Raw genomic sequence first — 25,325 nt, 5'->3', positions numbered from 1 at the left:
ATGATGAACTTGCTCTATATCGTTTGGAACCCATCGGAAGTCATCTTCCACATTGGCTCTTTCGGCGTGCGCTGGTATGCCATGTGCTGGCTCGCGGGCCTGCTGCTCGGCACGATACTCATGGCTAAGCTCTATAAGGATGAGAAGATTCCTGACGAAAAGTTTGACCCACTTTTCATATACATCTTCGTCAGTGTGCTCATCGGCGCTCGCCTTGGTCACTGCCTTTTCTATCAACCCGACTATTTTCTCTCCTCGGGAAAGCATATTGTGGAGATGTTTTTGCCCATTCACTTCATGGCCGACGGCTCATGGAAGTATACTGGATATGAGGGTCTGGCCTCACACGGCGGCGTTATCGGCATGATTATTGCCATCTTTATTTACTCCTACCGTAATAAAGTCAATGTGTGGACGGTGTTCGACAACATGGGTATCTGCTCATGCGTCACGGCAACCTTTATCCGACTGGGTAACCTTATGAACTCGGAGATCATCGGTAAGGTCACCGATGTGCCCTGGGCCTTTATCTTTGAGAAGGTGGATAAGTACCCGCGCCACCCCGGTCAGCTCTACGAAGCCATCGCCTACGCGTGCTTCTTCCTTCTCATCTATGCACTTTATAAGAAGCATCCCGAGAAAGTAGGCAGTGGATTTTTCGTGGGATTGTGTCTCACGCTGGTGTTCACGGCACGTTTCTTCATCGAGTTTGTCAAGGATATACAAGAGCCTTTCGAGGCCGGCATGCCGCTCGACATGGGGCAAATCCTCTCCATTCCCATCATCATTGTGGGCATAGCCTGCATGATAGGAGGCAAATGGATGAAGAAAATCGGCGCGAAAGTCAACGATAAATAGTGCAGTGCAGTGGCCGCCCAATGTGGCGGGCACTACCGCAGGGTACACTGCAAAAAATTCGTCGCTCCTTTGCACTTTTCAAATAATTATCCTTACCTTTGCAACGAAATAGCATGCGACCATGCTATTTCGTTGATGGGCTCTGATAGTTCAATGGATAGAACGGAGGTTTCCTAAACCTTTGATCTGGGTTCGATTCCCAGTCGGAGTACTACATCATCAGCTATAGGGCAAAACTACTTCATTGTGGCTTTGCCTTTTTTCCTTTTACAACAGCCGATGAAAGAGCAGCGCCATGTGAAACAAATATTAATCAAAAGCCGTAAAAATAAAATAATTAAACATGTCGGCTCTACTCAAATATTTGCTATCTTTCAAGGCGACGACAACTATGCCTATCAACAGGTATCATATAAGTTAACGGTCAATCGGAAAGCACCTGAAAACGAAGTCTACTACCAAGGTTTTGAAAAATATCTGTCGTGTGGAGGCAATGTCGATTTTGCATTACCCTTTTACATGCCGGATATTAATTCGGACCAACAAGGCCGTTTTTGGGAAGGCTACCAATGTATTTGTGTCGTTGATAATTATACAGTCAAAGCCCTGTCTCAATTGGGACTGAAGAATTGTCGGCTCAATTTCATGTTAGCACCAAGCCTCGATCCTGACTATAAAGCACAGGTCACTGCCAAGGCATATTTATCAAATGGCAGTACTCTGAAATCACAAATATTCACACCTGAACAAGGCAAATGGAGCTCTTTTTCTATTCCTCTTACCAGCGAACAGCCCATAGACAAGGTTGAATTCTCTGGCAGTTACTTCTTCCTTGATGAGATTTCGCTTGTCTCCGAGGACGTTGTGACGATTGGAAACACAGGATACGCTACATTATATTATAGTGACCGCACGCTAAAGGTGCCGGAAGGTGTCACCGCATACACCATGAAAATTCAAAACAATGAAATAGTGCCGAGCCAAACCTACAACAGCGGCGAGACATTACCCAAGGCCACCGCCGTGGTACTGAAAGCCGTACAGGGCACATACAACTTGGCGCGGTCGGCCGAGACAGGTGTCAGCGATCCCAACAATCAACTCAAAGGCAGCGACACCACGACGCTGATACAAGGCAACGCCAGCGATACCTATTATCTGCTTTCAAGGGATGGAGACAACGTGGGGTTCTTCTGGGGCGCGGATAATGGCGCACAGTTTACAAATGGAGCCCACAAAGCCTATCTCGCCCTACCGGCAACCGACGGAAAACAGGCAACAGCAAAGCCTTTCTACCTGTTTGACAAAGCCAACACTACCACATGGATACGACGGATGGCAGGCGACAATGACAGTCCATGCTATACACTTGACGGCCGTCTGGCATCGCGCACATTCAAAGGTATCATAATTAAAGACGGGGAAAAACTGCTAAAGAAATAAGTTCAAAACTACCAAAGATCCTTTTAATAAAACCTGCAGAGATGGAAAATAAGCTGAAATACATCACTCCACGCATAAAGATACATATCTGTCAAGACGATAACCGCCTTTTAGCAGCATCAAGGGATGCACCCACGATCACTTTTCAGACTTACCATAAGGTTGAAGAAGAACAGTTAGCCAAGCCGTTCGGCGATGTTGAGGAGCTGGAGACGATATCCGGTGCTGTATCTCTTTGGGACGACTAAAGGTGGAAAGGACAGCTTCTCACTGTCTTATTCCTTCAATCGGAAGCGGTAGACATAGACCGTATCTTTGAAAGTGGAGGCGCGATGCGGTGTCCGCATTTGTTCTGTAAACAGATAATTCTTGCAGAAAGAATCGCTAAGCAAGGCTTTCTTTTGCGCAGGCACAACGACAATGCCATGTTTTGGCCGGTCAACACTGAACTGCCGGAGACGGTCGCCCAAATAAAAATCGATGCCATAGAAGCGCAAGGCATCATCGCCTACTTTGGGATGGCTGATTTCGGTGAGCGCATATATCGGTTCGTCTTTGGCCACACGCCCCACCTGCAAAGCGAGTGGACGCAGACTTTTACAATTCATCGCTGTAGGTTTATAATAGCCATCAAAAGCCATAAAGACGAGCAGGGTCATCACTGTGGAGATAAGAACCGGCCGACTCGTAATGAAACCTACACGACGATGAAGCAGCACCATCAATCCAAGGCAGGCAGCCAACAGCGGCAACAGTGAGAGGACAATGTCGCCAAAGCCCATTGCTCCATCTGACAGGGCATGAAGTATCTGCGCATTCTCCCAAGCATGCTTGCCGTGGAAGAGGCTGTCGCCCACCATGCCGGCTCTCACCACGACCAAGACTGCCGTCAGTACAACAGCCGTCAATGACAGAATGCCGATATAGAAACGGATGGGGAACAGCGAATGCTTCACAAACCAGGAAGCATACTCCATCATCAGCATAGCCATAAATGGATAACACGGCAGGAGATAGACCCCACGCTTGCTCTTGGGAATACAATAGAAGAAAAGAATGAGCAGAAACGAAAGCCAGGTGAAGACCTGAATGGCATCAGCCTTCCGTAAGCCCGCCACCATGCGGCTCCAAAGAGAGAGCCCGTCTGCTTGAGCCTTCAACAGACCAACATACCGCTTCCAAGGCAGGAAGAAGAGAGACACGACCATCGGCAACGTCCAGGGAAGCCAGCCGGAAAACAGCATCGTGAGGTTGTAGTACCAGGGATTGTCGTGAGTGACCTCCTTCATCTTCCCCAAAAAACGCCCTACATTCTCGTCCATGACAAGTGCAAGGAACTGGTCGCCGCCCTGACGATAAGCCGCCCAATACCACAGAGCGGGCAACACGACAGCAAGCAAGGCAGAGAAAAACAGCTTGTAAACCGTTCTCCATACGACAGCCACGCCGAGCTTCTCTTGTTGCCACGCCATGAAAAGCATAAAGATAAACATCACGAAGCAAGGCAGAACGATGCCCACCGGACCTTTAGTCAACGTGCCACCACTCATACAGAGAACAGCCAGCCACGGCAGATAGCGACAGCCTTTCTCCCACCAAATGTACATCGCATAGAGCGAACAGACCACAAACATCGTCAGCACCATGTCGACACGACAGTTGGTACCCGCCCTGTGCACTTCGAAAGCCGTAAGCATGAGCATAGCGGCAAGGAAACTCAGATCACGGCCTTTGCGCTTGGCAAAGAACACGGCGCCCGCTCCTAACATAATGATAAGGGCAAGAGCAGATGGCAGACGCGACGTAAACTCGCTGACATGCCCTGCCAGCATTGAGAAAACGGCGATGCACCATTGGAAGAATGGTGGCTTGTAAGGAATGTCGAAACCATTGTTGACCGGTAGGATCCAATTATGTTGGTTCAGCATCGACAAGGCCACAACGGCCTCACGGGGCTCGCCTTTGGTCGTAAAATCAGTGTTACCGAGAAATGGTAACAGCACCACGGCAGAGACTACCACCACCGACCAGAATACAAAACGATATCTCTTGTCCATCTTCCTTTGTTCAATTTCTTTTCCCATATCATTCTCCAAAAGGCAGGGAAAGGCTCACAAAATGAATTATTCCGCAAATTTACCGCTTTTTTATCGAATAACATTACCTATCACCAGAGATATGTATTAATTTTGTAACATGAAACGTTTTCTTAGGTCGGTCTTGTGGCTTTTGGGCATCCATGTCACGGCTTTATTGGTTTTCACTCTCTTTCGTCTGGTGGAGTTCATTGCTCTCCACGGCCAGATCACGCACCCCGACATCAGTCCGGCAGGGGCTTTCATCCGCGGCCTGTGGTTCGACAATGTCATTGCCTGCTACATCATGGTGGCACCACTCGCCGTGGTGCTCATTGCGGGCATCGCCGGATGGAGCCACCACTGGTTCCGGCGAGGCGTCACGCTGTGGCTGGCCGTCTTCTACGCCATCGCCTTCATGCCTTCAGCCGCCAACACACCTTACTTTGCCTATTTCTTCAAGAACATCAACTCCAGTATCTTCGGATGGTTCGGCTACACCGCCACGACAGCAGGCATGCTCGTCGAAGAGAAGGGCTATTGGCTCTACATCGCGCTCTACATCGCGCTCACAACCGCTTTCATCTGGGCGTTGCTCCGCATGGAGCGTGTCTACGCCAAGTCATTAAAAGGTCTTCCCACTGACCGGCGCCCTGTGTCTTATGCCCTTCGCTCCGTCTTGACGCTTGCGCTCATCGCCCTCTGCATCTTCGGTATCCGCGGGCGGCGGGGTTATAACCCCATCAAGGTGAGCGAAGCGTACTATTGTGACGACCCGTTTCTCAACCAGTTGGGCATCAATCCCGCCTTCAACCTGCTGACCTCGGTGCTCGATGACATGCGGCCAGAGAACAAGGAGCTGCACCTCATGCCTGCACACGAGGCCGTGGACGAGACCCGGCAATGGCTTGGTATCAGCGGGAAAGCGGACAGCACACAGGTGCTTCACCGCTTCATCATCAATGATTCCACGCACCGTGAGCCCACCAGCAAGCCCAATGTCATCGTCATCCTCATGGAGTCGATGTCGGCATCGCTGCTTCGCGAGTTTGGACAACCACTGCCACTCACCCCCACACTCGACTCACTCTATCAGCATTCACTCGCTTTCACCAACTTCTACAGTGCGGGCATCCACACCAATCACGGCATGACGGCCACGCTCTACAGCTTCCCCGCCCTGATGTTCCGCAACCTCATGAAGGGCACGGTGACGCCACACCGGCAGGGATTGCCCACCGTACTGAAGGGTCTGGGCTATGAAAACATGTTCTTCATGACCCATGAGGCGCAGTATGACAACATGAAAGCCTTCTTCACCACCAACGGTTACGACGACATTTACTCGCAGGAGAACTATCCCAAGAGTGCTGTGGTCAACAGTTTTGGCGTGAGCGACCACTTCGAGTTCGGCTTCGCACTCAACAAAATCAATGCTAAAGCCCAGCGTGGCAAGCCATTCATGGCAACTATTCTCACCATCAGCAACCACCCACCCTATATCATTCCGGCGTGGTTCAAGCCACGTACGAAGGATCCCGAAACGCAAATTGTGGAATATGCTGACTGGTGCATCGGCGACTTCCTGCATAAGGCCGCCAAGGAGCCATGGTTCAAGAACACCATCTTCATTATTCAGGCCGACCACGGAAAGATGGTTGGACAGAGCGATGCCGAACTGCCTGTAAGCTACAACCACATTCCGCTTATCATCTTCGGCAAAGGCATCCACCCCATGAAATACACGGGACTGGGCCAGCAAGTCGACGTCATGCCGACGCTGCTTGGACTAATGAAAGTGAACTACCCCTACGACGGCTTCGGCGTAGACCTGCTCCGGCGGCACCGTGACCGTGTGTTCTATTCGGCCGATAATCAGATTGTGGCGCGCGACACGGCCCGCTGCTTCGTCTACAACCCACGTATGGGCAAGGCTTTCTACTACGATGCCTTGCCGGGCTGGAAACTCCGCGAAAGCCGTTCCACACCCGCCTTCAAACCCCTGCGCCGCTATGTCTACAGCATGGAGCAAACGGCACAGTTCATGCTCGACAGGCAGCGATAGTAAGACGGGAAGAGCATCCTCTCAGTCTACAAAACGGATGCCAGGTCTTCACACGATAGAGAATTCTCGCCACGCCCTGCTTGCATTCCGTAGGATAATAGAGTGTGAGCACGTACCAGTGGCCCGCACGGCGGACAGAGTGCCGGTAATACTCATAACCGTCCATTCCCTCCATCATTCCCGAATCAACCAACTCATAAACATTCCCCTTCTGTGCGTTGTCAGGCTTTACCTCAGCCTCCAGCACGAGATTGGTATTGTTGCGGTAGACAAAGCGTACATGTCCAGGCTTGCCGTCAGACAACGCTTCCTTGGTGAAGAAAGAAGGATAGAGAAGCGAATAACCATAGTCGGGGTTCACATAAGTCAGGAACTCTGCAAACGGCATAGCGTCCTCCAACTGTTCGGGAAAGCTCCGCTCATCCGCCTTGTACAGAAAGAATGAGAGAACGGTGCCGCTAAGAAGCAACAACAGGAAAAAAATCAAGATCCTCCGCATGGCTATTCACTATATGTGTAAATACAGAAGCAAAATTAACCGTTTTGTACTAAACACGCAAAAAAACTCTCTGACAATTGTCTGACAATTGCAATGCCATCGTTCGACAATTGCTTGACGATCGTGCGACAACTGTCGAACGATTGTGCGGCAACTGCTTGACGATCGTGCGACAACTGTCGCACGATAATAACAGAGAGAAAGGCGGCTTATTTTATGCAGCCTCAGCTTTTCAGGCTGGGAATGTTTACAATTTCAGCAAAAAGTAGTATCTTTGCGGCGAATTGTTCAAAGAGTAATTCCCTACCCTCTAAATAATCCCATCATACGATTAGGCACAATGGAAAAAATAGAAACAAAGAACTTGATTATCGGCTTCGGCAAGGCTGGGAAGACCTTGGCTGCCGACCTGGCAAAGCATGGAGAACCCGTCATCTTAGTTGAGCGTGACGAGAACATGTATGGCGGAACCTGTATCAACGTAGGCTGCATACCTTCGAAAAAACTCATTACCGAAGGGCTCCAACATGCCGACTGCACCGACAAGGACGCTCTCTTCGCCCAAGCCATGCAGCGTAAAGACGCCCTCATCGGCGCGCTGCGCAATGCCAACTATCACAAAGTGGCCGACCTGGAACACGCAAAAGTGGTGCACGCCACAGCATCGTTCACAGGCAGCCACACCGTAGAGCTTACCCAGGGAGACCGTAAGACAGAGGTGACAGCCGAGCACATTTTCATCAACACGGGCACGGCCTCCAACCATCTACAAATAGAAGGCGCAGGCGGAAGCCGTATTTATTACAGCACTGAGATGTTGTCGCTTGACAAGCGGCCCCGCAGACTGGTGATTGTAGGCGCAGGATATATCTCTCTTGAGTTCGCATTCATGTACCAAGCCTTTGGCAGCGAAGTGACAGTGCTTGAGGCAGGCGACACGTTCCTTGCCCGTGAAGACCGCGACATAGCCGAGGAGATGTTGCGTGTGATGACGGCCCGTGGCATCAAGGTGGTTTTAGGTGCACACACCGAACGCTTTGCCGAGGTTGTCGACCATACCACTGTAGTCACCTCAAAGGGTAACTTCGATGCCGATGCCATTCTCGTAGGCATAGGCCGGCACCCCGAAACCAAGAGCCTGCATCTCGACAAGGCCGGCATTGCCGTTGACAGCCGTGGCTACATCGTGACCGATGATCATCTGAGGGCTGCTCCAGACATCTGGGCTATGGGCGACGTGGCAGGCAGCGCACAGTTCACCTATATCTCGCTTGATGACTATCGCATCGTGGCCGACCAACTCTTTGGCGACGGCAGCCGCACACGCGCTAACCGTGGTGCCGTGGCTACAAGCGTGTTTACCACGCCCACTCTGTCACACATCGGCCTCACTGAGCAGCAGGCACTCAAGCTCAACCGTCACGTCACCGTGAAACGCATGCCAGCTGCAGCCATTCCTAAAGCCAAAGTATTGGGCATGACCGACGGCCTGCTCAAGGCAGTGGTTGACGCCGACACCGACGAGGTGTTAGGCGTAACGCTCTTCTGTGCCGAGTCGCACGAAATCATCAACCTCTTCAAGATAGTCATTGACAACCATATTCCCGCAGCTTATGTCAAGAGCATGATATTCACCCACCCAACCGTTGCCGAAGGGCTGAACGATCTTTTCGCTTGAGGAGGAGCGGGGTGGTTTGTATCACATGAAAGTGAAAAGGCTGTACCCTCGTGTAAGAGCCGGCCACAGCGAAAGCTACCTGCTCTCGCTTATCGTTGTCCTCGCAATGGTTTTTGCCGCGACAACGCTCAGAGAAAGAACCCTGATCTATCCTCCGATGGCCGCGCTGGCCACGGGGCTGATCATCGCTGAGCGCAGTCCGTGGAAGGTACGTCTACGGCACATACCCGTCATTCTGTCGCTGACGTCCCTTGCGGGTACTGTGCTCGCCAGACTTCTGCCCCACTTCCCCATCGTTGCCCTTTCTGCAGGGATACTGTTCACAGCGGGCCTTCTCACAGCTTTCCATTCAACTTTTTTTCCATCATTGGCAACCTGCCTGCTGCCCATTGTGCTACACTTGCAATCGTGGTACTATCCCGCTTCCGTGCTGGCACTCTCGGCCCTGATAGTGTTGCTGAACAAAGCCGTCGTCACCGGTTGGCAGTCTTATGCGAACACATGGTCACCCCAAAGATCCGTTTCTGTTTCTTCAATGAAACAGTGGGCATTCTTTTGGATTGGGGCACTTCCGGCCCTGCTGTGTGCCGTCGCCACCCATACCATGACCCTTATAGCCCCGCCGCTCATAGTGGTCTTTGCAACACTTTGCCAGCCTGGCGATCAGCTCCACAGGCATCCGTCCCGCATTCTCACCACCGTTTTTCTCGTGTCCTGCTACGGTGCCGCCGGAAAAATTCTGCTGGCCGGCCAACTGCATGTCCCACTGGCTGTAAGTGTCGCCCTGTCGTTAGCCGGCGCTCTGACGGCGATGAGGCATATCAAGCTCATGATGCCCCCCTTGTCAGCTCTTAGCGTACTGCCGTTCGCCATACCGAGCAGCTCGTGGTCTTATCCTGTATGGACGTCCTTAGGCACGGCTTATTTTCTGCTGCTCACGCAGACGAATGCCCGACTGTTCACTACCCATCACCCATCTGGCCAGAATGAAGAGACTTCTATCTGGTCAAAATGAAGAAACGTAAAAGTAAACTTACGGTAGATCTACTCTGTCAAAAATCAAGGTATATCTATTTGTAAAAGTTCCTTTTGTAGGCTTCAAACTCTCCCTTGCCCAGCACGCAGCGTTGCCACCAAGCCTTGATGAAGCCGCATCCATAGCCCATGAGCTGCGTGAAAGCCGCGCGGATGGAGAGCAGTCCAATGCGTAGACTGTGATTCTGCAGACTGGAGTCAACAAAGATAAGCAAGGAATAAAACAATAATGGCAACAGCGCGGCCAGGCTAATCACACCACCCAGAGGCGGGTCGCAGGCACGCAGCACGGTGTATCCGAGGATAGGACCAGCGATGAAGACGGCAAGAAGGAGGAAGACGCCCACTGTGAACACCATCGGCAGAAGGTGGACCAACTTGAGGCTCTCAGGGTATTTCTTGTAAAGATTGATGCGCGCGATGCCGCTGTTGAACACTTGTCGCCAGAACTTTCGGAAGTCAGTGCGGCGCTTATGGTACACCCACGCGCCAGGGAAGAGGCGGCAGCGGCATCCTGCCTTGAAGATACGGATGGAGAAATCGATGTCTTCGCCAAAGCGCATCTTGGAGAATCCGCCGAGCTTCTCATAGACATCGCGGCGCACGCCCATATTGAACGAGCGCGGATAAAACTTGTCAAGCTTCTTCTTTCCGCCCCGAATGCCGCCCGTGGTAAAGAAACTTGTCATGGAATAAGAGATGGCTTTCTGCGTCGGAGTAAACGTGTCAGCAGCGCGGTCCGGTCCTCCGAATGCCTCACAAGGCTTCAGCCGCAACTCGTCGTCGACGGCCTGGAGATAGCCTTCCGGCACCACCACGTCAGAATCGAGTATGAGCACATACCTTCCTGCGGCACGCTCCACGCCGTAGTTGCGACTCTGGCCCGGCCCACTGTTAGGTTTCATGAAGTATTTGATGTCGAGCCGGCCCGCGTATTTGTCGCAAACGGTCTTGCAGGGAGTGGACGAGCCGTCCTCTACAATGATGACCTCAAAGTCAGTAAAAGCCTGATGTGTCAGGCTGTCCAACAATTCATCCACCTCGTCAGGGCGGTTATAGACCGGAACGATAATGCTGTACTCCATAAAAAGGGAGAAAAATAAGAAAGGAAAAGGGTAATATGAAGAAGAAAGAAAAAGGTAAAAAAGCAAAAGGAAAGACTGTATCAAGTCATACAGCCATTGTTCCTCTCTACTTTTTTACCTTTTTACTTTTAAATTACTTCTTCTCGGTTACGCGGCTCACGTAGCTTCCGTCTTCAGTGCTGATCGTAATGACGTCACCCTCATTGATGAAGAGAGGTACGCGCACCTCAGCGCCTGTTTCCAGTATGGCGGGCTTGGTGGCGTTGGTAGCCGTATTGCCCTTCACGCCAGGCTCAGAATGAGTGACCTCCAAGTCGGTCTTGGGAGGCATCTCGGCAGAGAGGATTGCGCCGTCATCGGCAGAAATCTGCACGTCCACAATGTCGCCCTCTTTCATAAACTCACCGCCAGTGATGAGATCGCGGTTGATAGGGAACTGCTCGAATGTCTCCTGATTCATGAAGATGCAACCTGTTGCGTCCTCATAAAGATACTGGTAGGGACGATGCTCCACACGCACGTCTTCGAGCTTGAAACCAACCTGAAAAGTACGATCCAATACACGTCCGTCGGCAACATTCTTCAGCTTGGTGTTCATCACGGTGTTGCCCTTGCCCGGTTTACGGTGCTCGAACCAGATGCACTTCCAAATACCGCCGTCCATACGGATGCAAGTACCCTTCTTGATTTCCTGTGAATTAATCATGATATAATTGTATGTTTACTATATTATTATGCGTCGTAAGCGGCTGCAAAGTTACTAAGAAATCAGAAAAAAACATCGAAAAGTAGTATAATTCTTTGTCATTTCGATTTTTATGAGTAATTTTGCAGCCCGAAAGGGTTTAATATGCCCTTGAGAGAAAGCGGACAACAAATTAAAAATACGAATAAAAGATGAAAAGAACATTTCAGCCGCACAATCGCCGCCGTGTGAACAAGCACGGTTTCCGTGAGCGCATGGCCACCAAGAATGGTCGTCGCGTTTTGGCTTCCCGTCGTGCCCATGGCCGCAAGAAGCTTACCGTCTCTGACGAGAATCACGGAAAGTAAGCTTCTCCTCACAACGTCAGCACGCAGCAGAAGGCAGACAAGGATGAAACCTTTGTCTGCCTTTTGTGTTGTTGAAAATGGATATGGAAGTCATTTATACTGTGCGGACGAGATAAAAAACGCTTTTTCTTTTTGCTTTCCAGCCTTTTTCCATTACCTTTGCGCAAAATAGCGACTGATACCAATTAATAAAGATGTCAATTTCAGAGTTTATAGGCAAATTCAAAAGCAAGATGCTTTGGGGCAATCTCTTTGCGATGGCATTGGTCATCGTAGGGCTTGCTGTTGGATTCAGGTTTGCCGTTGACATCTATACCCATCACGGCGAAGCCGTCACCATTCCCAACCTCACCCATCAAAAGTTTGAAAACGCTGAAGAAGTGCTGTCGCAGCTTGGCCTTAACATAGTAGTGAGCGATACCGGCTACATCAAGACACTGCCACCAGGGTGTATTCTTGAACAATATCCCGCACCGGGGGAGCGCGTCAAGCCCGGACGCACGGTCTTTGTCACCATCAACGCTACCCAAACTCCAACTATCTCGCTGCCCGATGTCATTGACAACTGCTCGCTCCGTGAGGCTATGGCCAAGCTGACCGCCATAGGATTCAAGCTCAACCCGCCACAGTTTATTCCCGGAGAGAAAGACTGGGTGTATGGCATCATCGTCAACGGAAAACATGTAGTCTACGGCGACCGCATCCCTGTGGACGCGCGGCTCACCATACAAGCCGGAAACGGCATGCGCAGTGCAAGCGATTCTGTGAACTATATTGACCCCACCTTCAATACAAACGATGACAACAGTGAAGATGTGGATGAGTTTGAAGAGGTGAACACGCCTGACCAGGAGGATCACTCCCAAAAGAAGGACGAGCCTGATAAGGATCCTTTCACACCGGTGGAATAACAAAGCAAATCCTATGACTGACGATCTGATCTTAGACGACGATATAGAAGAGGTGCAAGGCGACGAGTCAGCAGAGCCAGGACAATATGAGCACTGGCGCATGACAGTGGACACGGGCCAGCAGCCCGTCCGCATCGACAAGTTTCTGGCCGAGCACATGCAGCACTCCTCACGCAACCGCATACAGACCGCAGCGGAAGCAGGGTGCATTCAGGTCAACGGTGAGCCCGTGAAGAGCAACTACAAGGTGCGCCCCAATGATGTCATCACCCTCATGCTCGACCGTCCTAAGCACGACTCTACCATACACGCCGAAGACATTCCGCTCGACATCGTCTACGAGGACGACGACGTGCTCGTGGTCAACAAGCCCGCAGGCATGGTGGTCCATCCGGGTGCAGGCAACTTCAGCGGCACACTCATTAACGCTGTGGCATGGCATCTGCGCAACCTCAAGACGTTTGATGCCAACGACCCCGCCGTAGGGCTCGTGCACCGCATCGACAAAGACACCAGCGGACTGCTTGTCGTGGCTAAGACTGCAGATGCCAAGACATCGCTTGGAAAACAGTTTTTCCACAAGACAACGCACCGAACCTACAACGCTCTCGTATGGGGGAACCTACAGAAAGACATGGGACGGATTGAGGGCAACATCGCCCGCGACCCAAAAGACAGGCTGCGCATGAGAGTGTTTGCACCTGATTCGGGTATCGGAAAGCCTGCTATCACCCATTGGCGCGTGCTGGAGCGCTTCGGTTACACGACACTCGTGGAGTGCGTATTAGAGACAGGAAGAACCCACCAAATACGCGCACACATGAAAGAAAGAGGCCATCCGATCTTCGGCGACGAGCGTTATGGCGGTACCGAGATACTGTGGGGACAGCGCAGCTCTACTTACAAGGCATTCATCCACAACTGCCTGGAGCTCTGTCCGCGACAAGCACTCCATGCCAAGACCCTCGGCTTCGTGCATCCGCGCACCGGCAAGCAAATGGACTTTGACTCTCCATGGCCCGAGGATTTCAATGCATTGATAGAAAAATGGAGAAAGTATATTAATAGCAAATGGAAAATTTAAAAAGAAACATTGCCATCGTTTGCGGTGGCGACTCTTCAGAGCACGACGTATCACTGCGCTCGGCTCAGGGACTTTACTCCTTCTTTGACAAGGAGCGCTACAACATTTATATAGTAGACATCAAAGGCACCAACTGGCACGTCAGCTTCCCCGACGGCAGTGTAGCACCCATTGATAAAAGCGACTTCTCTTTTATCGGGCAGGATGGCAAAGCCGTGGTCTTCGACTACGCCTATATCACCATCCACGGCCAGCCAGGTGAGAACGGTATGATGCAAGGCTATTTCGACCTCATCCATCTGCCTTATTCCACATCCGGCGTCTTAGTAGAGGCCATGACTTTCGACAAGTTTGTGCTCAACAATTATCTTCGCGGCTTTGGCGTCAACGTCGCCGACAGCGTTCTGCTGCGCCGCGGTGAGGACTACGATCCTGTTGCCATTGAGAAGCGTCTGGGCATGCCGTGCTTCGTCAAACCTGCCGCTGACGGCTCCAGCTTCGGCGTCAGCAAAGTCAAGAACGCCGACCAGCTCGCCCCCGCTCTGCGCGTAGCCTTCATGGAGAGTAGCGAGGCCATGGTGGAGAGCTATCTCAAAGGCACTGAAATCTCACAGGGTATCTACAAGACGAAAGAGAAGAGCGTGGTGCTGCCAGCTACAGAAGTAGTGACACAAGACGAATTCTTCGACTACGATGCCAAGTATAACGGCAAAGTACAAGAGATCACTCCCGCGCGTCTCACGCCCGAGACCGCTAAGGCCGTAGCCGCCGAGACCAGCCGCATCTACGACATTCTGCACGCCAACGGCATTATCCGCATCGACTACATCATCACCAAGGATGCCGACGGCAAGGACAAAGTCAACATGTTGGAGATCAACACCACACCGGGCATGACTGCCACGAGCTTCATTCCCCAGCAAGTGCGCGCTGCCGGACTGGACATCAAGGACGTCCTTACCGATATCGTGGAGAACCAGTTCGCATAATTGAATAAGAGGAACCGCTGTTAAATGGACATCAAGCAATTATACGCTATCTATCAGAAGCACCTAATGGTGACGACCGACAGCCGTGACTGCCCTATGGGCAGTATTTTCATCGCACTGAAGGGCGCGTCGTTTGACGGCAACAAGTTTGCGGCAGCGGCCTTGCAGAAAGGCTGCAGCTACGCCGTAATCGATGAGAAAGAATACGCTGAAGATGGCGACGACCGCTATATCCTCGTGAAAGACTGCCTGACCACCTTCAAGGAGCTGGCGCGCGAGCACCGCCGACAATTCGACATCCCCGTGGTAGGCATTACCGGCACCAACGGCAAGACGACGACCAAAGAGCTTGTCTCTGCCGTGTTGGCCAAGAAATACAACGTGATGCACACCGAAGGCAACTTCAACAACGATGTCGGTGTGCCCAAGACTCTACTTCGTCTTGGCAAGGACCATCAGATTGCCGTCGTGGAAATGGGGGCATCGCATCTGGGTGACATCAAAAAACTCGTGGAATATGTAGAGCCCACGTGCGGACTGATCACCAATGTCGGCAGGGCTCACCTCCAGGGTTTCGGCTCTTTTGAAGGCGTTAAGAGAACCAAAGGTGAACTGTACGACTTCCTCAAAGCAACTGGTGGTCTCGTCTTCCTCAATACCAGCAACAAGTATCTCGTGGAAATGGCACGCGAGCGCGAGCTTGACCGTATCATCAGCTATGGCCTGGATGAGCGCGCGCAGGTGCAGGGCCGAGTGACTGCATCCGACCCGTTCATCACCATAGAGTGGAGATGCAGCGGAAACGACAACAACTTTCCTGTCTCGCTCAATGAATGGCACACGGTGAAGACCCGCCTCATCGGATCCTATAATCTCGACAATGTGCTGGCAGCTGTGACCACAGGCCTGCACTTCAACGTGAGCGAGGCGCAGATCAACCATGCCATCGAGAGTTATGAGCCGACCAATAATCGCTCCGAACTGGTCAAGACCTCCGACAACACGCTCATCGTTGACGCTTACAACGCCAATCCCACCAGCATGGCAGCGGCACTCGACAGCTTCGGGAAGATTTCGACCGACCTACCCAAGATGGCCATCCTCGGCGACATGCGTGAACTGGGAGCCGTCAGTGCGGAAGAGCATCAGAAAGTCGTTGACACGCTTAGGGAAAAAGGATTCAACGACGTGTGGCTCGTCGGAGAAGAGTTTGCCAAAACACAGTGCGACTATCGGAAATATAATAATGTAGAGGAAGTGAAGCAGGCCATCGCCACCGCCAAGCCTACAGGCAAGTGCATCCTGGTGAAGGGCAGTAACGGCATCCGGCTCTTTGAACTTCCTGCATTGTTGTAAGCATCCGCTGACAAAACAAGCGCTCGCTTCTCAGCTTACCGACGGCAGCAGCAGGACTGAAACTATTCTCTTCTGTCACAGCCAAATACTCATCACATTGTGACCACAGCGCCATCGCAACGCGTCTACGCCGTAATCGCATTCCCTTTACGCCGTAAACGCAACGCGTCTACGGCGTAATCGCAATGCCTTTACACCGTAATCGCAATGCCTTTACACCGTAATCGCAATGCCTTTACGGCGTAATCGCGATGCGATAAAAATAATCCATCAAAAACGTTAGGATGATATTGAAAAAGTTCCTCGGCTTCGATGCCAAGGCCATGCGTAAAAAGACGGAAGTCGTGGCGGGAGCCACCACATTCCTGACGATATGCTACATCCTTGCCGTCAACCCTACTGTTCTCGGCACGACAGGCATGGACCGAGGTGCTCTCTTCACGGCTACGGCCATCGCCTCTGCCATCGCCACTCTGTTGCCCGCCTTCATGGCCAAGCTTCCCTTTGCCTAAGCACCGAGTATGGGGCTCAATGCATTCTTCGCCTACACCCTTTACAGGCCATGGGCTATACGTGGCAGCAGTCACTCGCCATCATGCTTGTGGAAGGTATCGTGTTTCTGCTCATCACCTTTCTCAATGTGCGCGAAGCCCTCCCTGCTTTCATCACCATGTTATGAGTTGCGCTTGGCATCTATCATGCTCTTCAGTCCGTCGCTGTAACCGGACACCACTTGTCTGGCAAACATCTTGCGGCTGTCTCGCAAGACCGCGAGATCGTCCTCGGTCAGTATCTTGGGTGAATGGCCCCGACCTACATAGGTCAGCGGCATGAAAGCCTCTTCGCTATTCCATTTGCCCTTGACCAGCCCGCATTGAGAAGCAAAGTCGGAGTTGAATGCTACCGTAGGAATAAATGTCTCTATAGGGCGATAGCTTGTGCTGAAATAAGTCTTGAGATGCCCGTTCCCCTCCCATTGCTCCACAATGAGTCTTCCCAGGTCGGGCGTAATGGCCCATGAGGTGCTGCCTTTAAACAGGGTATAGGTCTTTTCCGGACAATGGATGCGCAGTGTCTTGTGCACATGGCTGCCAGTGAGCACACGGCGCGCCAGAGTCCTCACACCACTCTTCAGCGTGCCACAGCGCCAGATATGATCGTTGAACAGCTGAAAGTCGGTATAGCGATAAGCGGCATGGCCCTGGCCGGGCATGGCTATGCCACTGAGAAACTGCCGGTCTTTGGCATCAGAGAAGAACTCTATGATGCGCTCATTACTCCACAGAGGATAGTCGAGCCCATCAATAGCCACCAAATAATCAGCATTGCTTTCCAACGCCTCCTTGATGAGAGCTACCTGTACCTCCACCTCATTAAGACTGTAAGGAATCACTCTGACCCGCTGCGTAAGAAAGTGAATGTTCTCGCCCTCAAGCTCCTGCTGAAAGTGCTGCACGTCGCGGTGACGGTCCACATGGATATAATACTGCGCATCCCTTGGCAGACTGGCCACAAGGTCGCGCAGATGCCGCGCGTCCTTCTGGACGTTAATTAAAAATGCAAGTTTCATAAGCTCTCTCCTATACTAACTATTTAACCAAAGCATTCTCCGCATTATTCAACCCTGAGATACCGGTAACGAATGCCTTTGCCGAACCAAAGCGCAGGTGAAGGTCAAGGCGAACAGGAACATGGTTATCATCATCCGTAATGAAGAAGTCCACAATCTTTTTCCATTTGTTCTCATCATCATCCTTGTCCATGTAGGCCAGTTTCAGGCAACGGTAGGTATGGCCGTTGTCAGCCTTCACATTGACAATGCCCTGGAAGCGCACCTGTGCCGGATAAACCTTTCTGCCGTCGACAATAGGGAAGTTGACGGCAAATCCTTTCTTCCATCCTGTAGGGTTGAAAGAGCGCGCGCGCATGAAGATACTCATCATATCAAAGACACACTCACTGAGAGTGTGCTGCGAGCTGACCCTGCTGCCATCGTGTTTGAGGCGCTGCTGCTTCACATGACACTTACCGTTGGGATAAGAATAGTAGATTTCGTCGACAGTGTAGCGCTTGCCCTCGCGTGCACCTTTGCGATAATAGAGCGGCGCCAGGTCAAGTGTATTGTAACAAAGGAGGGTATCACGCATGACAAAGAAATTGTCAGCACGCTTGTTGGTCCGCGTAATCAGACTGCTCTTATAGGCTGGGACTCCACGAAAATGAGTTTGGTCAATGTCGAAAGAAGCATTGCCGACCTTTACCCACACAAATTTCCAATTGAAGTAGAGATTGTAGGATAATCTCTCACCTGACTTAAACGCAGTGTTACGAAATGTGCACTGTGCGGATGCTGACATGGCGATGAATGTCAGCAATGTGAGAAGAGATATTTTTAAGTGTTTAGATAACTGCATCATGGCTGTTTATCATTTTTGAATCATTGTCTTATTTAGGAATATATTGCAGACCGAGCTTTTTAGCCCTGTCAAGATTTCGGTGCTGTATAGTCTTCTGCTTGTCGGCCTTCTGCTTGGTAATGGCACCTGGCTTCTGTTGCCACAGGGGGCTGCCTGTGGGATTCCACGCCAATGTCATATCCCACTTCTCCCTGCACTCAATCAGCTCAGGATCGTAGTATACTTCTTCCGGCTCCATGCCTTTAGAATAGTCGCCAGTATCCCATCTGTGGTTGTTGTTGGCATCAACAATCACGCGCATATAATACTTTCCGGCCCTCAGATAATAAAACTCAGCCTGCCCGTTGTCAGTATAGACTTCCTTCACCATCTTTCCTGAATTATCAAGCAACTGTGCAATAATGTGCTTTCCCTGCATGCCTTCAATCGTCATGAGTAAGGAAGCATAAGCGTCATTGGACCGCACCTTGAGACCCCGTTTCGTTTTTCCGGCCACGTCTCCATAGATGGAAGCAAAAGCCATGCTGTCCGCCTCCAGGCTGTATTCCATAGCCGGTTTCCACTCTGCCTTCAGCCGATAGGTCCGGTTATCAACGCGTTCGAACTCATATCTTTCAGCATACCATAGCGAATCCTTCTCCGAATGGGAAAAGAGATGGACGTGTGCGGTATCGACAGGCATCAACGGTACTTCGGCCTGAATGGTCACATTCTGGTCCGGATCCATCTCACCCGAAGGCGTAATCGTCAGCTTCAGTTCTTCACGGGGCATAATGCTGTCGTAAGACACGCCTTTCTTTTTCTTCTTTTCCTGCTTCTTCTGCCAGTCCCTGAGCTTTTTTCCCGCATCCTTAAGACGTTTGGCATACGAAGTCTTGGCAATGAGTTGAAGTGTATCTACCTGTTCACGCAACACCCCTGCAGTATCAGTGATGTTGTGTGTAATCTGCATTTTCAAGGTATCCTGATTGACAAGCGCCGTATCGCGAAGCCAGTAGACAAGCGTATCGCGATGCTCGGAAGCCTCGATAAGGAAAGCTTTGTCGGAATTGAAGTTCAGTCCCTTGATTTTAGGAAGCACACTGTCGCCGTAGCTGTAAAACAAAGAAAAGTGGTTGGCTTGTGTGCGGTCGCTCTTTAACAGATACCTGTTGGTAAGCTTCTCGATAAAGGCACGCAGGCAGATGTTGTCAGGAAGAAAATGCGTATAGCTCTCCACATTGATAGAAGCAATGTGCAGAGAGTCGGTCCAAATGGTATCCTGCCGGGTATCTGGCTTGAAGGATGGTTCTATAAAGTCACTGTTAAAAGCTATCATTTCGCTTTTCTGACTGAACCGATAATTGCCGTCAGCATCTTGCAAGGCATAGACACGGTACTTCCCCGGAGCTATGCCTTTGATGGTAAAATGACCACGCGAGTCGGTTCTCGAGACACGCATCATCGGCTTTTTCTGAAAAGCAGAATCGGAGAGATCGTTGTACAGACCCACGAGAATGCCTTTCACCGGCTCCAAGTCCTCTGCTCCGAGCACATAACCCGACACCTGAAGTGTGTCGATATGGTCGCCCGTAGAGAAAGTATAGGCATAGTCGCCGAGCGGATTACCCTCGTTGTTATCGCTGATAGCGTTGGAAAAGTCAATGGTATAGGTGGTATTGGGCCTGAGAGAGTCCGCCAACTGAATCGCAATACGCTTGCCTTCGCCCTTGATCTCAGGTGCTTCCAACTGGGGTGGCGACACGACAACATTTTCTGTGGGGTTGTCTATCTTGATGAACTCATCGAAATTGATGTAAATTTTCTTCTTGTTGACATTGGTTGCTCCATCGGCAGGCTCTGCGCCGATGACCCTTGGCGGAGTCTCATCAAACCATCCGCCATCAGGATTGCCCATGCGGGCACACGACTGGAAAAGCAGAAGGACAAAAAGGCAAAAAGGCAATAAAGAGACAAGTCCTTTCATTACCGGCCTTACTTTCCCCGTATTTAAATGACAAATGCTTCCCATTGCTTTTACAACTATTACAGCAATATTCTTTTTACTTGTTTAGTTTTTATCCTATTACCTTTTTCACCTTTTTACTTTTTTACCTTTCTGAGCCATTAAGTTCCAACAACTCGTCCATATTTTTCCTTGAGTTGCTCAATCGTGGCACCTTGTGTTGCCCTCCGAGCTTACCCTTGGCCTTGAGCCATTCCTCAAAAAGATGCGGATGAGCCTTCACTACTTCCAAGTGCTGTAAAGTGACATCATGGAAACGTTTGGCCTCATAGTCGGAGTTAATCTCCTGCAATTTACTGTCAAGACAGTCGGCAAACTTTTTCAAATCATCAGGATCTTTGGAAAACTCTATCAGCCACTGGTGCCGGCACTTAGCGTTCTCGTCCATATAAACAGGTGCAGCAGTGTACTCAAGAATCTGAGCACCGGTCTGCTCGCAAGCGTAAGCCAGTCCCTTCTCGGCATTATCCTGAATCAATTCCTCACCGAAAGCGTTGATGAAATACTTTGTCCGGCCGGTGATAACGAACTTATAGGGCTTCTTCGACGTAAACATCACGGTGTCGCCAATCATATAGCGCCACAGCCCACACGAAGTAGAGATCACCATGGCATAGTTCTTACCCGTCTCCACGCCTTCGAGCGGGATAACGGTAGCATTGGGCTTGTCCACCTCTTCCAACGGTATGAACTCATAATAAACACCATAGTCGAGCATGAGTAGCATGGCATGGTCGCTGGGATCATCCTGAATGCCGAAGAATCCCTCCGATGCATTGTACGCTTCCATATAGTGCATCTTCTGCGAAGTAATAATTTCCTCATACTGTTTCCGATACGGTGTAAAGGCAATGCCGCCATGGAAGAATACCTCTAAATTAGGCCACACATCCTCGACGTGCTTCTTTCCCGAGACCTCCAAGACTCTGACGAGCACGCTGAGCATCCACGAAGGTACGCCTGAGATGTTGGTCACATTCTTGTAAAGGCACTCATGGGCAATGCGGTCACGCTTGAGCTCAAAGTCGCACAGCAATGCTGTGCGCTTCTTCGGCACACGGAAAAGATTGGCAATGGGGTTGATATTCTCAATGAGAATGGCAGAGAGGTCGCCCACCAAAGAGCCCTCAACATTGTAATTAGGTGAATGACTCCCCCCTAAAATAAGTGATTTACCGTCGAAGAGTCTGCTCTCGGGATGGTTGCGCAGATACAACGCCACCACGTCAGCGCCGCCTTTATAATGGATATTGTGAAGCCCCGCCACAGAAATAGGGATAAACTTCGACTTGTCATTAGTGGTTCCCGACGATTTGGCATACCATTTCACCAGCCCTGGCCACAGCACATTCTGCTCACCATGGCGCATACGGTCGATGTCGCCCTTGAGTTCTTCATAAGTATTGATGGGTACATTCTTTACAAAGCCTGTGTAATCCTTGATATTCTCAAACGCATGTGCACGGCCATACTCAGTATCCATGCCTTTGGAGACAAGGTAACTAAGGACCGACCGCTGCAATTGCTCCGGCTCTGTATAATGTCTATCAAGTTCTTTTTGCCTTGGCAAAAAGAACTTGCCCGCTATCTTTGTAAGACTCATTTCTGCAAAAACTATCCTTTTATGGACTGCAAATTTAAGCCAAAAGTACGACAACAGCAAAAAAAAACATACTTTTATGGCAAAACGATGCCTAAATGTTGTAACTTTGCGTATAATAACAAAAAAGCAATATAACAACCTTTAATTCTTATGATGAACATCAAGCACATTATCGCATCTCTGTTGCTTTTGCTCACGGTGGTCGCCACTGCCAGAGCTCAAGCGCCAGACATGACGGTTCCTGTGGACACTGCTTTCCGCATTGGCAAGCTGCCCAACGGACTGACTTACATCATCCGCCACAACAATTGGCCAGAGCATCGGGCCAATTTCTACATTGCACAGAAAGTTGGCTCTTTAGAGGAAAATGAGGATCAGCGCGGTCTGGCCCACTTCCTTGAGCACATGGCTTTCAACGGTTCAGACCATTTCAAGGGCAATGACCTCATTGAGTGGTGCCGTTCAAAGGGCATCGAATTCGGAGGCGACCTCAATGCCTACACTTCCATTGACCAGACTGTATACAATATCGATAACGTGCCCACCAACACCGTTTCCACGCTCGACTCCTGCCTGCTTATCCTGCGCGACTGGTCGTGCGGGCTTTCGCTGGAGCAGAATGAGATTGACAAGGAGCGCGGCGTCATCCATGAAGAGTGGCGTCTCCGCACATCAGCTCAGAGTCGAATGCTTGAACGAAACCTTGAGAAGCTCTACCCAGGATCGAAATACGGTAAGCGCTATCCCATCGGACTGATGTCAGTCGTCGACAACTTCAAGCGCAAAGAGTTGGTTGACTACTATCATAAATGGTATCATCCCGACCATCAGGGCATCATCGTCATTGGCGACGTAGACGTGAACCGTACTGAGGCCGAAATCAAGAAGCTTTTCAGCAGCATCAAGAACCCACAGAATGAGGCCCAGATCATTGAGGAACCCGTACCCGACAACGCCAAGCCCATCGTCATCATCGACAAGGACAAGGAGTTCCAGCAGTCCGTCGTCTCACTGATGATGAAGCACGATCCCGTGCCCGACTCTCTCAAACAGCAGCTGACTTATACGCTCTCACAATACGTGAAGGGAGCTGCATTGGGCATGCTCTCCACCCGCTTCTCCGAGGCTGCACAGAAGGCTGACTGTCCTTTTGTGGACGCATCGGCCAGCGATGACGACTATATTTTCTCTAAGACAAAAGCTGCCTTTGACGTGTCCGTGACCCCGAAAGACATGAGCAAGACTGCCGAAGCACTCAAGGCTGCACTCATCGTCGTGAAGCAAGCCGCTGACTATGGCTTCACTCCTACTGAGTATGCGCGCTACAAAGAAAACATGCTCTCTTCGCTTGATAAGATGTGGGAGGGCCGCGACAAACGGTCCAACGCCTCTTTCTACCAGCAGGCTTTGGGATGGTTCCTCTCCAATGAGCCCATGCCGTCGATTGATTTCAATTATCAGCTCATGAAGCAGATTGTGCCAGCTGTCCCATTGGAGGCTGTCAATAAAGTGCTGCCGGAGCTCTACTCAAAGAGTGACAGCAACCTCGTCATCCTCAACTTTAACAACGAGAAAGAAGGTGCCGTCTACCCCACTGCTGATCAACTCTTAGGTGCCGTGCAGAGCGCACGTGAGGCTAAAGTCGAGGCGTATGTGGACAACGTGAAGAACGAGCCCATCATGAAAGCGCTGCCCAAATCTGGAAAAATAAAGAAAGAGGTGAAGAGCAAGAAGTTCGACTACGATATCCTTACGCTCTCCAACGGCGTAACCGTGCTCCTGAAGAAAACCGACTACAAGAAAGACCAGGTCACCATGTCCGGAGAGGGCGGGTCAGGTTCCGGCAACTACGGCAAGGCTGACTTCGCAAACATCAACACATTCAACGATGTGATCGACAACAGCGGCCTTGGCGACTTCTCGTCCATAGAGCTTGGAAAAGCCCTCGCCGGAAAGATTGCCAACGCATCGCTCACAATGGGCTCACGCCGCATGTCGATCAACGGAAACGCAACACCTAAAGACGTAGAGACCATGCTCCAGCTTACCTATCTCTACTTCACCAACATCAAGAAAGATCCCGATGCTTACAACAACCTCATGCAACAGTATGAGGTAAGTTTGAAGAACCGCGACCTTGACCCGCAAACGGCCTACGCCGATACCATCACAAAGATAATCTACGAGAACAACTGGCGTCAGCAGCCATTACTGGCGAAAGATCTGAAAAATGTGTCCTATGACCGCATCCTCGCCATGGCCAAGGAGCGCACAGCCAATGCTAACGGCTGGGTGTTCGAGATCATCGGCAACTTCGACGAGGCCACCATCCGGCCGCTTGTATGCCAGTATCTCGGCGCTCTGCCTTCAAAAGGCAAGAACCCCGCAGGACAGCGCACAGTCTATCCTACAAAGAAGAACGTTGACAAGACCTTCATACGTAAGATGGAGACACCGAAGTCTTTCGCCCAGATGGTATGGTTTAACCCCTCACTGCCTTACACGCAGGAGCGCAGCATCGAGGCTGACATCGCTGGTCAGGTGCTCTCTATGGTCTACCTCAAGCAGATCCGTGAGGAGGCAAGCGCCGCTTACACCTGTGGTGCACAGGGGGGCATGAGCATTGCTGATGACGGCTACCATATGGCTCGGCTCATCGGCTACTGTCCAATGAAGCCGGAGAAGAAGGATGTGGCTGTCAAGATCATGGACCAGGCCGTGAAGGACCTCGCCGTAAAGTGTGACGCCGAAATGCTCGAGAAGACTCAGAAGCTCATGCTTAAGCAGCACGACAGCGCCCTTAAGACAAACGGCTATTGGAGCGGCATCATCTGGAACAACTACACCATGAACCGCGATGAAAACAGCGAATATGTCCATCTCGTCCAGGCTCAGACACCTGAAAAGATCTCCGCTTTCGTCAAGGAATTCCTGGCCGGTGCCAACAAGGTCAGCGTAGTGATGCTGCCCAAATAAGTCGGGATAGCATTTAATTTCACATTCTTATATCAGCGGCTCGTCTCTGTTGGGATGAGCCGCTTTTATTGTTGATTGAGACATGGTCTGCTCACAGACATTCGCATTTTTATCATTTTCATAAATCACTGAATAGCAATAGCTTGCAAATTTTATTTTCACGGCGTTGCCTTTACACCGTAATCGCGTTGCC

At 50.8% G+C, this 25,325-nt stretch carries 21 protein-coding genes, 1 tRNA gene and 1 pseudogene; 13 read left to right on the top strand and 10 right to left on the bottom strand.

Annotated features, from left to right (window positions below; translation table 11 throughout):
* The 4 genes from lgt to PREMU_RS03925 all read left to right on the top strand — a co-directional run bounded on the left by lgt (position 1) and on the right by PREMU_RS03925 (position 2,549).
* Positions 1-858 carry a prolipoprotein diacylglyceryl transferase gene (lgt, locus tag PREMU_RS03940; protein WP_007573296.1) on the top strand — a complete coding sequence of 286 codons (858 nt, stop codon included), beginning with the start codon at positions 1-3 and terminating at the stop codon, positions 856-858.
* A gap of 139 nt (positions 859-997) precedes the next feature.
* Positions 998-1,069, top strand: a tRNA-Arg gene (locus PREMU_RS03935).
* 86 nt (positions 1,070-1,155) lie between these two features.
* Positions 1,156-2,301 (top strand): hypothetical protein, encoded by a 1,146-nt coding sequence (locus PREMU_RS14080; RefSeq protein WP_156803955.1) that lies wholly within the window; start codon positions 1,156-1,158, stop codon positions 2,299-2,301.
* Between the two features lie 41 nt (positions 2,302-2,342).
* Positions 2,343-2,549, top strand: a complete 207-nt coding sequence (locus PREMU_RS03925) for a hypothetical protein (RefSeq protein ID WP_007573292.1) — start codon at positions 2,343-2,345, stop codon at positions 2,547-2,549.
* A 27-nt stretch (positions 2,550-2,576) separates the two neighbouring features.
* Here the strand turns inward: PREMU_RS03925 and PREMU_RS03920 are convergent, their stop codons facing one another.
* Positions 2,577-4,358: an ArnT family glycosyltransferase gene (locus PREMU_RS03920; RefSeq protein WP_007573290.1), complete on the bottom strand. Its 1,782-nt coding sequence runs from the start codon at positions 4,356-4,358 to the stop codon at positions 2,577-2,579.
* A 139-nt stretch (positions 4,359-4,497) separates the two neighbouring features.
* On the opposite strand from PREMU_RS03920, the gene PREMU_RS03915 reads away from it, so the two are divergent.
* On the top strand, positions 4,498-6,441 hold the full coding sequence (locus tag PREMU_RS03915; RefSeq protein WP_007573288.1) for an LTA synthase family protein: 1,944 nt from the start codon (positions 4,498-4,500) through the stop codon (positions 6,439-6,441).
* Here PREMU_RS03915 and PREMU_RS03910 read toward each other — a convergent pair.
* Complete coding sequence (locus tag PREMU_RS03910) at positions 6,419-6,940, bottom strand: hypothetical protein (RefSeq protein ID WP_007573286.1); 522 nt, start codon at positions 6,938-6,940, stop codon at positions 6,419-6,421. The two genes, PREMU_RS03915 and PREMU_RS03910, sit on opposite strands and share 23 nt — an antisense overlap.
* 340 nt (positions 6,941-7,280) lie before the next feature.
* Here PREMU_RS03910 and PREMU_RS03905 point away from each other — a divergent pair, with 340 nt between their 5' ends.
* Positions 7,281-8,618, top strand: a complete 1,338-nt coding sequence (locus tag PREMU_RS03905) for an FAD-dependent oxidoreductase (protein ID WP_007573284.1) — start codon at positions 7,281-7,283, stop codon at positions 8,616-8,618.
* Between the two features lie 147 nt (positions 8,619-8,765).
* On the opposite strand, the gene PREMU_RS14885 is transcribed toward PREMU_RS03905, so the two are convergent.
* The 4 genes from PREMU_RS14885 to efp form a co-directional block, all read right to left on the bottom strand.
* The gene (locus tag PREMU_RS14885) at positions 8,766-9,008 is read right to left on the bottom strand and encodes a hypothetical protein (RefSeq protein ID WP_156803954.1); all 243 of its coding nucleotides are present in this window, start codon (positions 9,006-9,008) and stop codon (positions 8,766-8,768) included.
* A gap of 142 nt (positions 9,009-9,150) precedes the next feature.
* Complete coding sequence (locus PREMU_RS14880; protein ID WP_156803953.1) at positions 9,151-9,378, bottom strand: hypothetical protein; 228 nt, start codon at positions 9,376-9,378, stop codon at positions 9,151-9,153.
* A 310-nt stretch (positions 9,379-9,688) separates the two neighbouring features.
* Positions 9,689-10,738: a glycosyltransferase gene (locus PREMU_RS03895; protein WP_007573280.1), complete on the bottom strand. Its 1,050-nt coding sequence runs from the start codon at positions 10,736-10,738 to the stop codon at positions 9,689-9,691.
* Positions 10,739-10,871: 133 nt separating this feature from the next.
* The gene (efp, locus tag PREMU_RS03890; RefSeq protein ID WP_007573278.1) at positions 10,872-11,444 is read right to left on the bottom strand and encodes an elongation factor P; all 573 of its coding nucleotides are present in this window, start codon (positions 11,442-11,444) and stop codon (positions 10,872-10,874) included.
* Positions 11,445-11,635: 191 nt separating this feature from the next.
* Between efp and rpmH the strand changes: the two genes are divergently transcribed.
* The 6 genes and pseudogenes from rpmH to PREMU_RS14435 all read left to right on the top strand — a co-directional run.
* Positions 11,636-11,791 (top strand): 50S ribosomal protein L34, encoded by a 156-nt coding sequence (gene rpmH, locus PREMU_RS03885; RefSeq protein WP_004378018.1) that lies wholly within the window; start codon positions 11,636-11,638, stop codon positions 11,789-11,791.
* Between the two features lie 194 nt (positions 11,792-11,985).
* Positions 11,986-12,702: a PASTA domain-containing protein gene (locus tag PREMU_RS03880; RefSeq protein ID WP_007573274.1), complete on the top strand. Its 717-nt coding sequence runs from the start codon at positions 11,986-11,988 to the stop codon at positions 12,700-12,702.
* 13 nt (positions 12,703-12,715) lie between these two features.
* A complete protein-coding gene (locus tag PREMU_RS03875; protein ID WP_007573273.1) occupies positions 12,716-13,786 on the top strand; it encodes an RluA family pseudouridine synthase in 1,071 nt (356 codons plus the stop codon).
* A complete protein-coding gene (locus tag PREMU_RS03870) occupies positions 13,774-14,775 on the top strand; it encodes a D-alanine--D-alanine ligase (RefSeq protein ID WP_007573272.1) in 1,002 nt (333 codons plus the stop codon). The genes PREMU_RS03875 and PREMU_RS03870 overlap by 13 nt, the downstream gene beginning before the upstream one ends.
* Before the next feature lie 24 nt (positions 14,776-14,799).
* Positions 14,800-16,131, top strand: coding sequence for a UDP-N-acetylmuramoyl-tripeptide--D-alanyl-D-alanine ligase (locus tag PREMU_RS03865; RefSeq protein ID WP_007573271.1), 1,332 nt, complete (start codon positions 14,800-14,802; stop codon positions 16,129-16,131).
* Positions 16,132-16,415: 284 nt separating this feature from the next.
* Positions 16,416-16,786, top strand: a pseudogene (locus PREMU_RS14435) (solute carrier family 23 protein); the annotation flags it as partial.
* Between the two features lie 18 nt (positions 16,787-16,804).
* Here PREMU_RS14435 and PREMU_RS03855 read toward each other — a convergent pair.
* From PREMU_RS03855 to PREMU_RS03840, 4 genes are all read right to left on the bottom strand, one after another.
* Positions 16,805-17,701, bottom strand: coding sequence for a beta-1,6-N-acetylglucosaminyltransferase (locus PREMU_RS03855; RefSeq protein ID WP_007573270.1), 897 nt, complete (start codon positions 17,699-17,701; stop codon positions 16,805-16,807).
* A 19-nt stretch (positions 17,702-17,720) separates the two neighbouring features.
* Entirely contained in the window at positions 17,721-18,548 is an 828-nt protein-coding gene (locus PREMU_RS03850; protein WP_007573268.1) for a DUF3108 domain-containing protein, read from the bottom strand.
* Positions 18,549-18,576: 28 nt separating this feature from the next.
* Positions 18,577-20,559, bottom strand: a complete 1,983-nt coding sequence (locus PREMU_RS03845) for an Ig-like domain-containing domain (protein WP_007573266.1) — start codon at positions 20,557-20,559, stop codon at positions 18,577-18,579.
* 79 nt (positions 20,560-20,638) lie between these two features.
* Positions 20,639-22,156, bottom strand: coding sequence for a GH3 auxin-responsive promoter family protein (locus PREMU_RS03840; RefSeq protein ID WP_040557980.1), 1,518 nt, complete (start codon positions 22,154-22,156; stop codon positions 20,639-20,641).
* A gap of 153 nt (positions 22,157-22,309) precedes the next feature.
* Here PREMU_RS03840 and PREMU_RS03835 point away from each other — a divergent pair, with 153 nt between their 5' ends.
* On the top strand, positions 22,310-25,132 hold the full coding sequence (locus PREMU_RS03835) for a M16 family metallopeptidase (RefSeq protein ID WP_040558592.1): 2,823 nt from the start codon (positions 22,310-22,312) through the stop codon (positions 25,130-25,132).
* Positions 25,133-25,325: the final 193 nt, after the last annotated feature.

The sequence above is a fragment of the Hallella multisaccharivorax DSM 17128 genome, assembly GCF_000218235.1.
Taxonomy (GTDB): Bacteria; Bacteroidota; Bacteroidia; order Bacteroidales; family Bacteroidaceae; genus Prevotella; species Prevotella multisaccharivorax.
The sequence above is the reverse complement of the archived record's forward strand: the minus strand, read 5'-3'. Positions and strand labels throughout refer to the sequence as shown.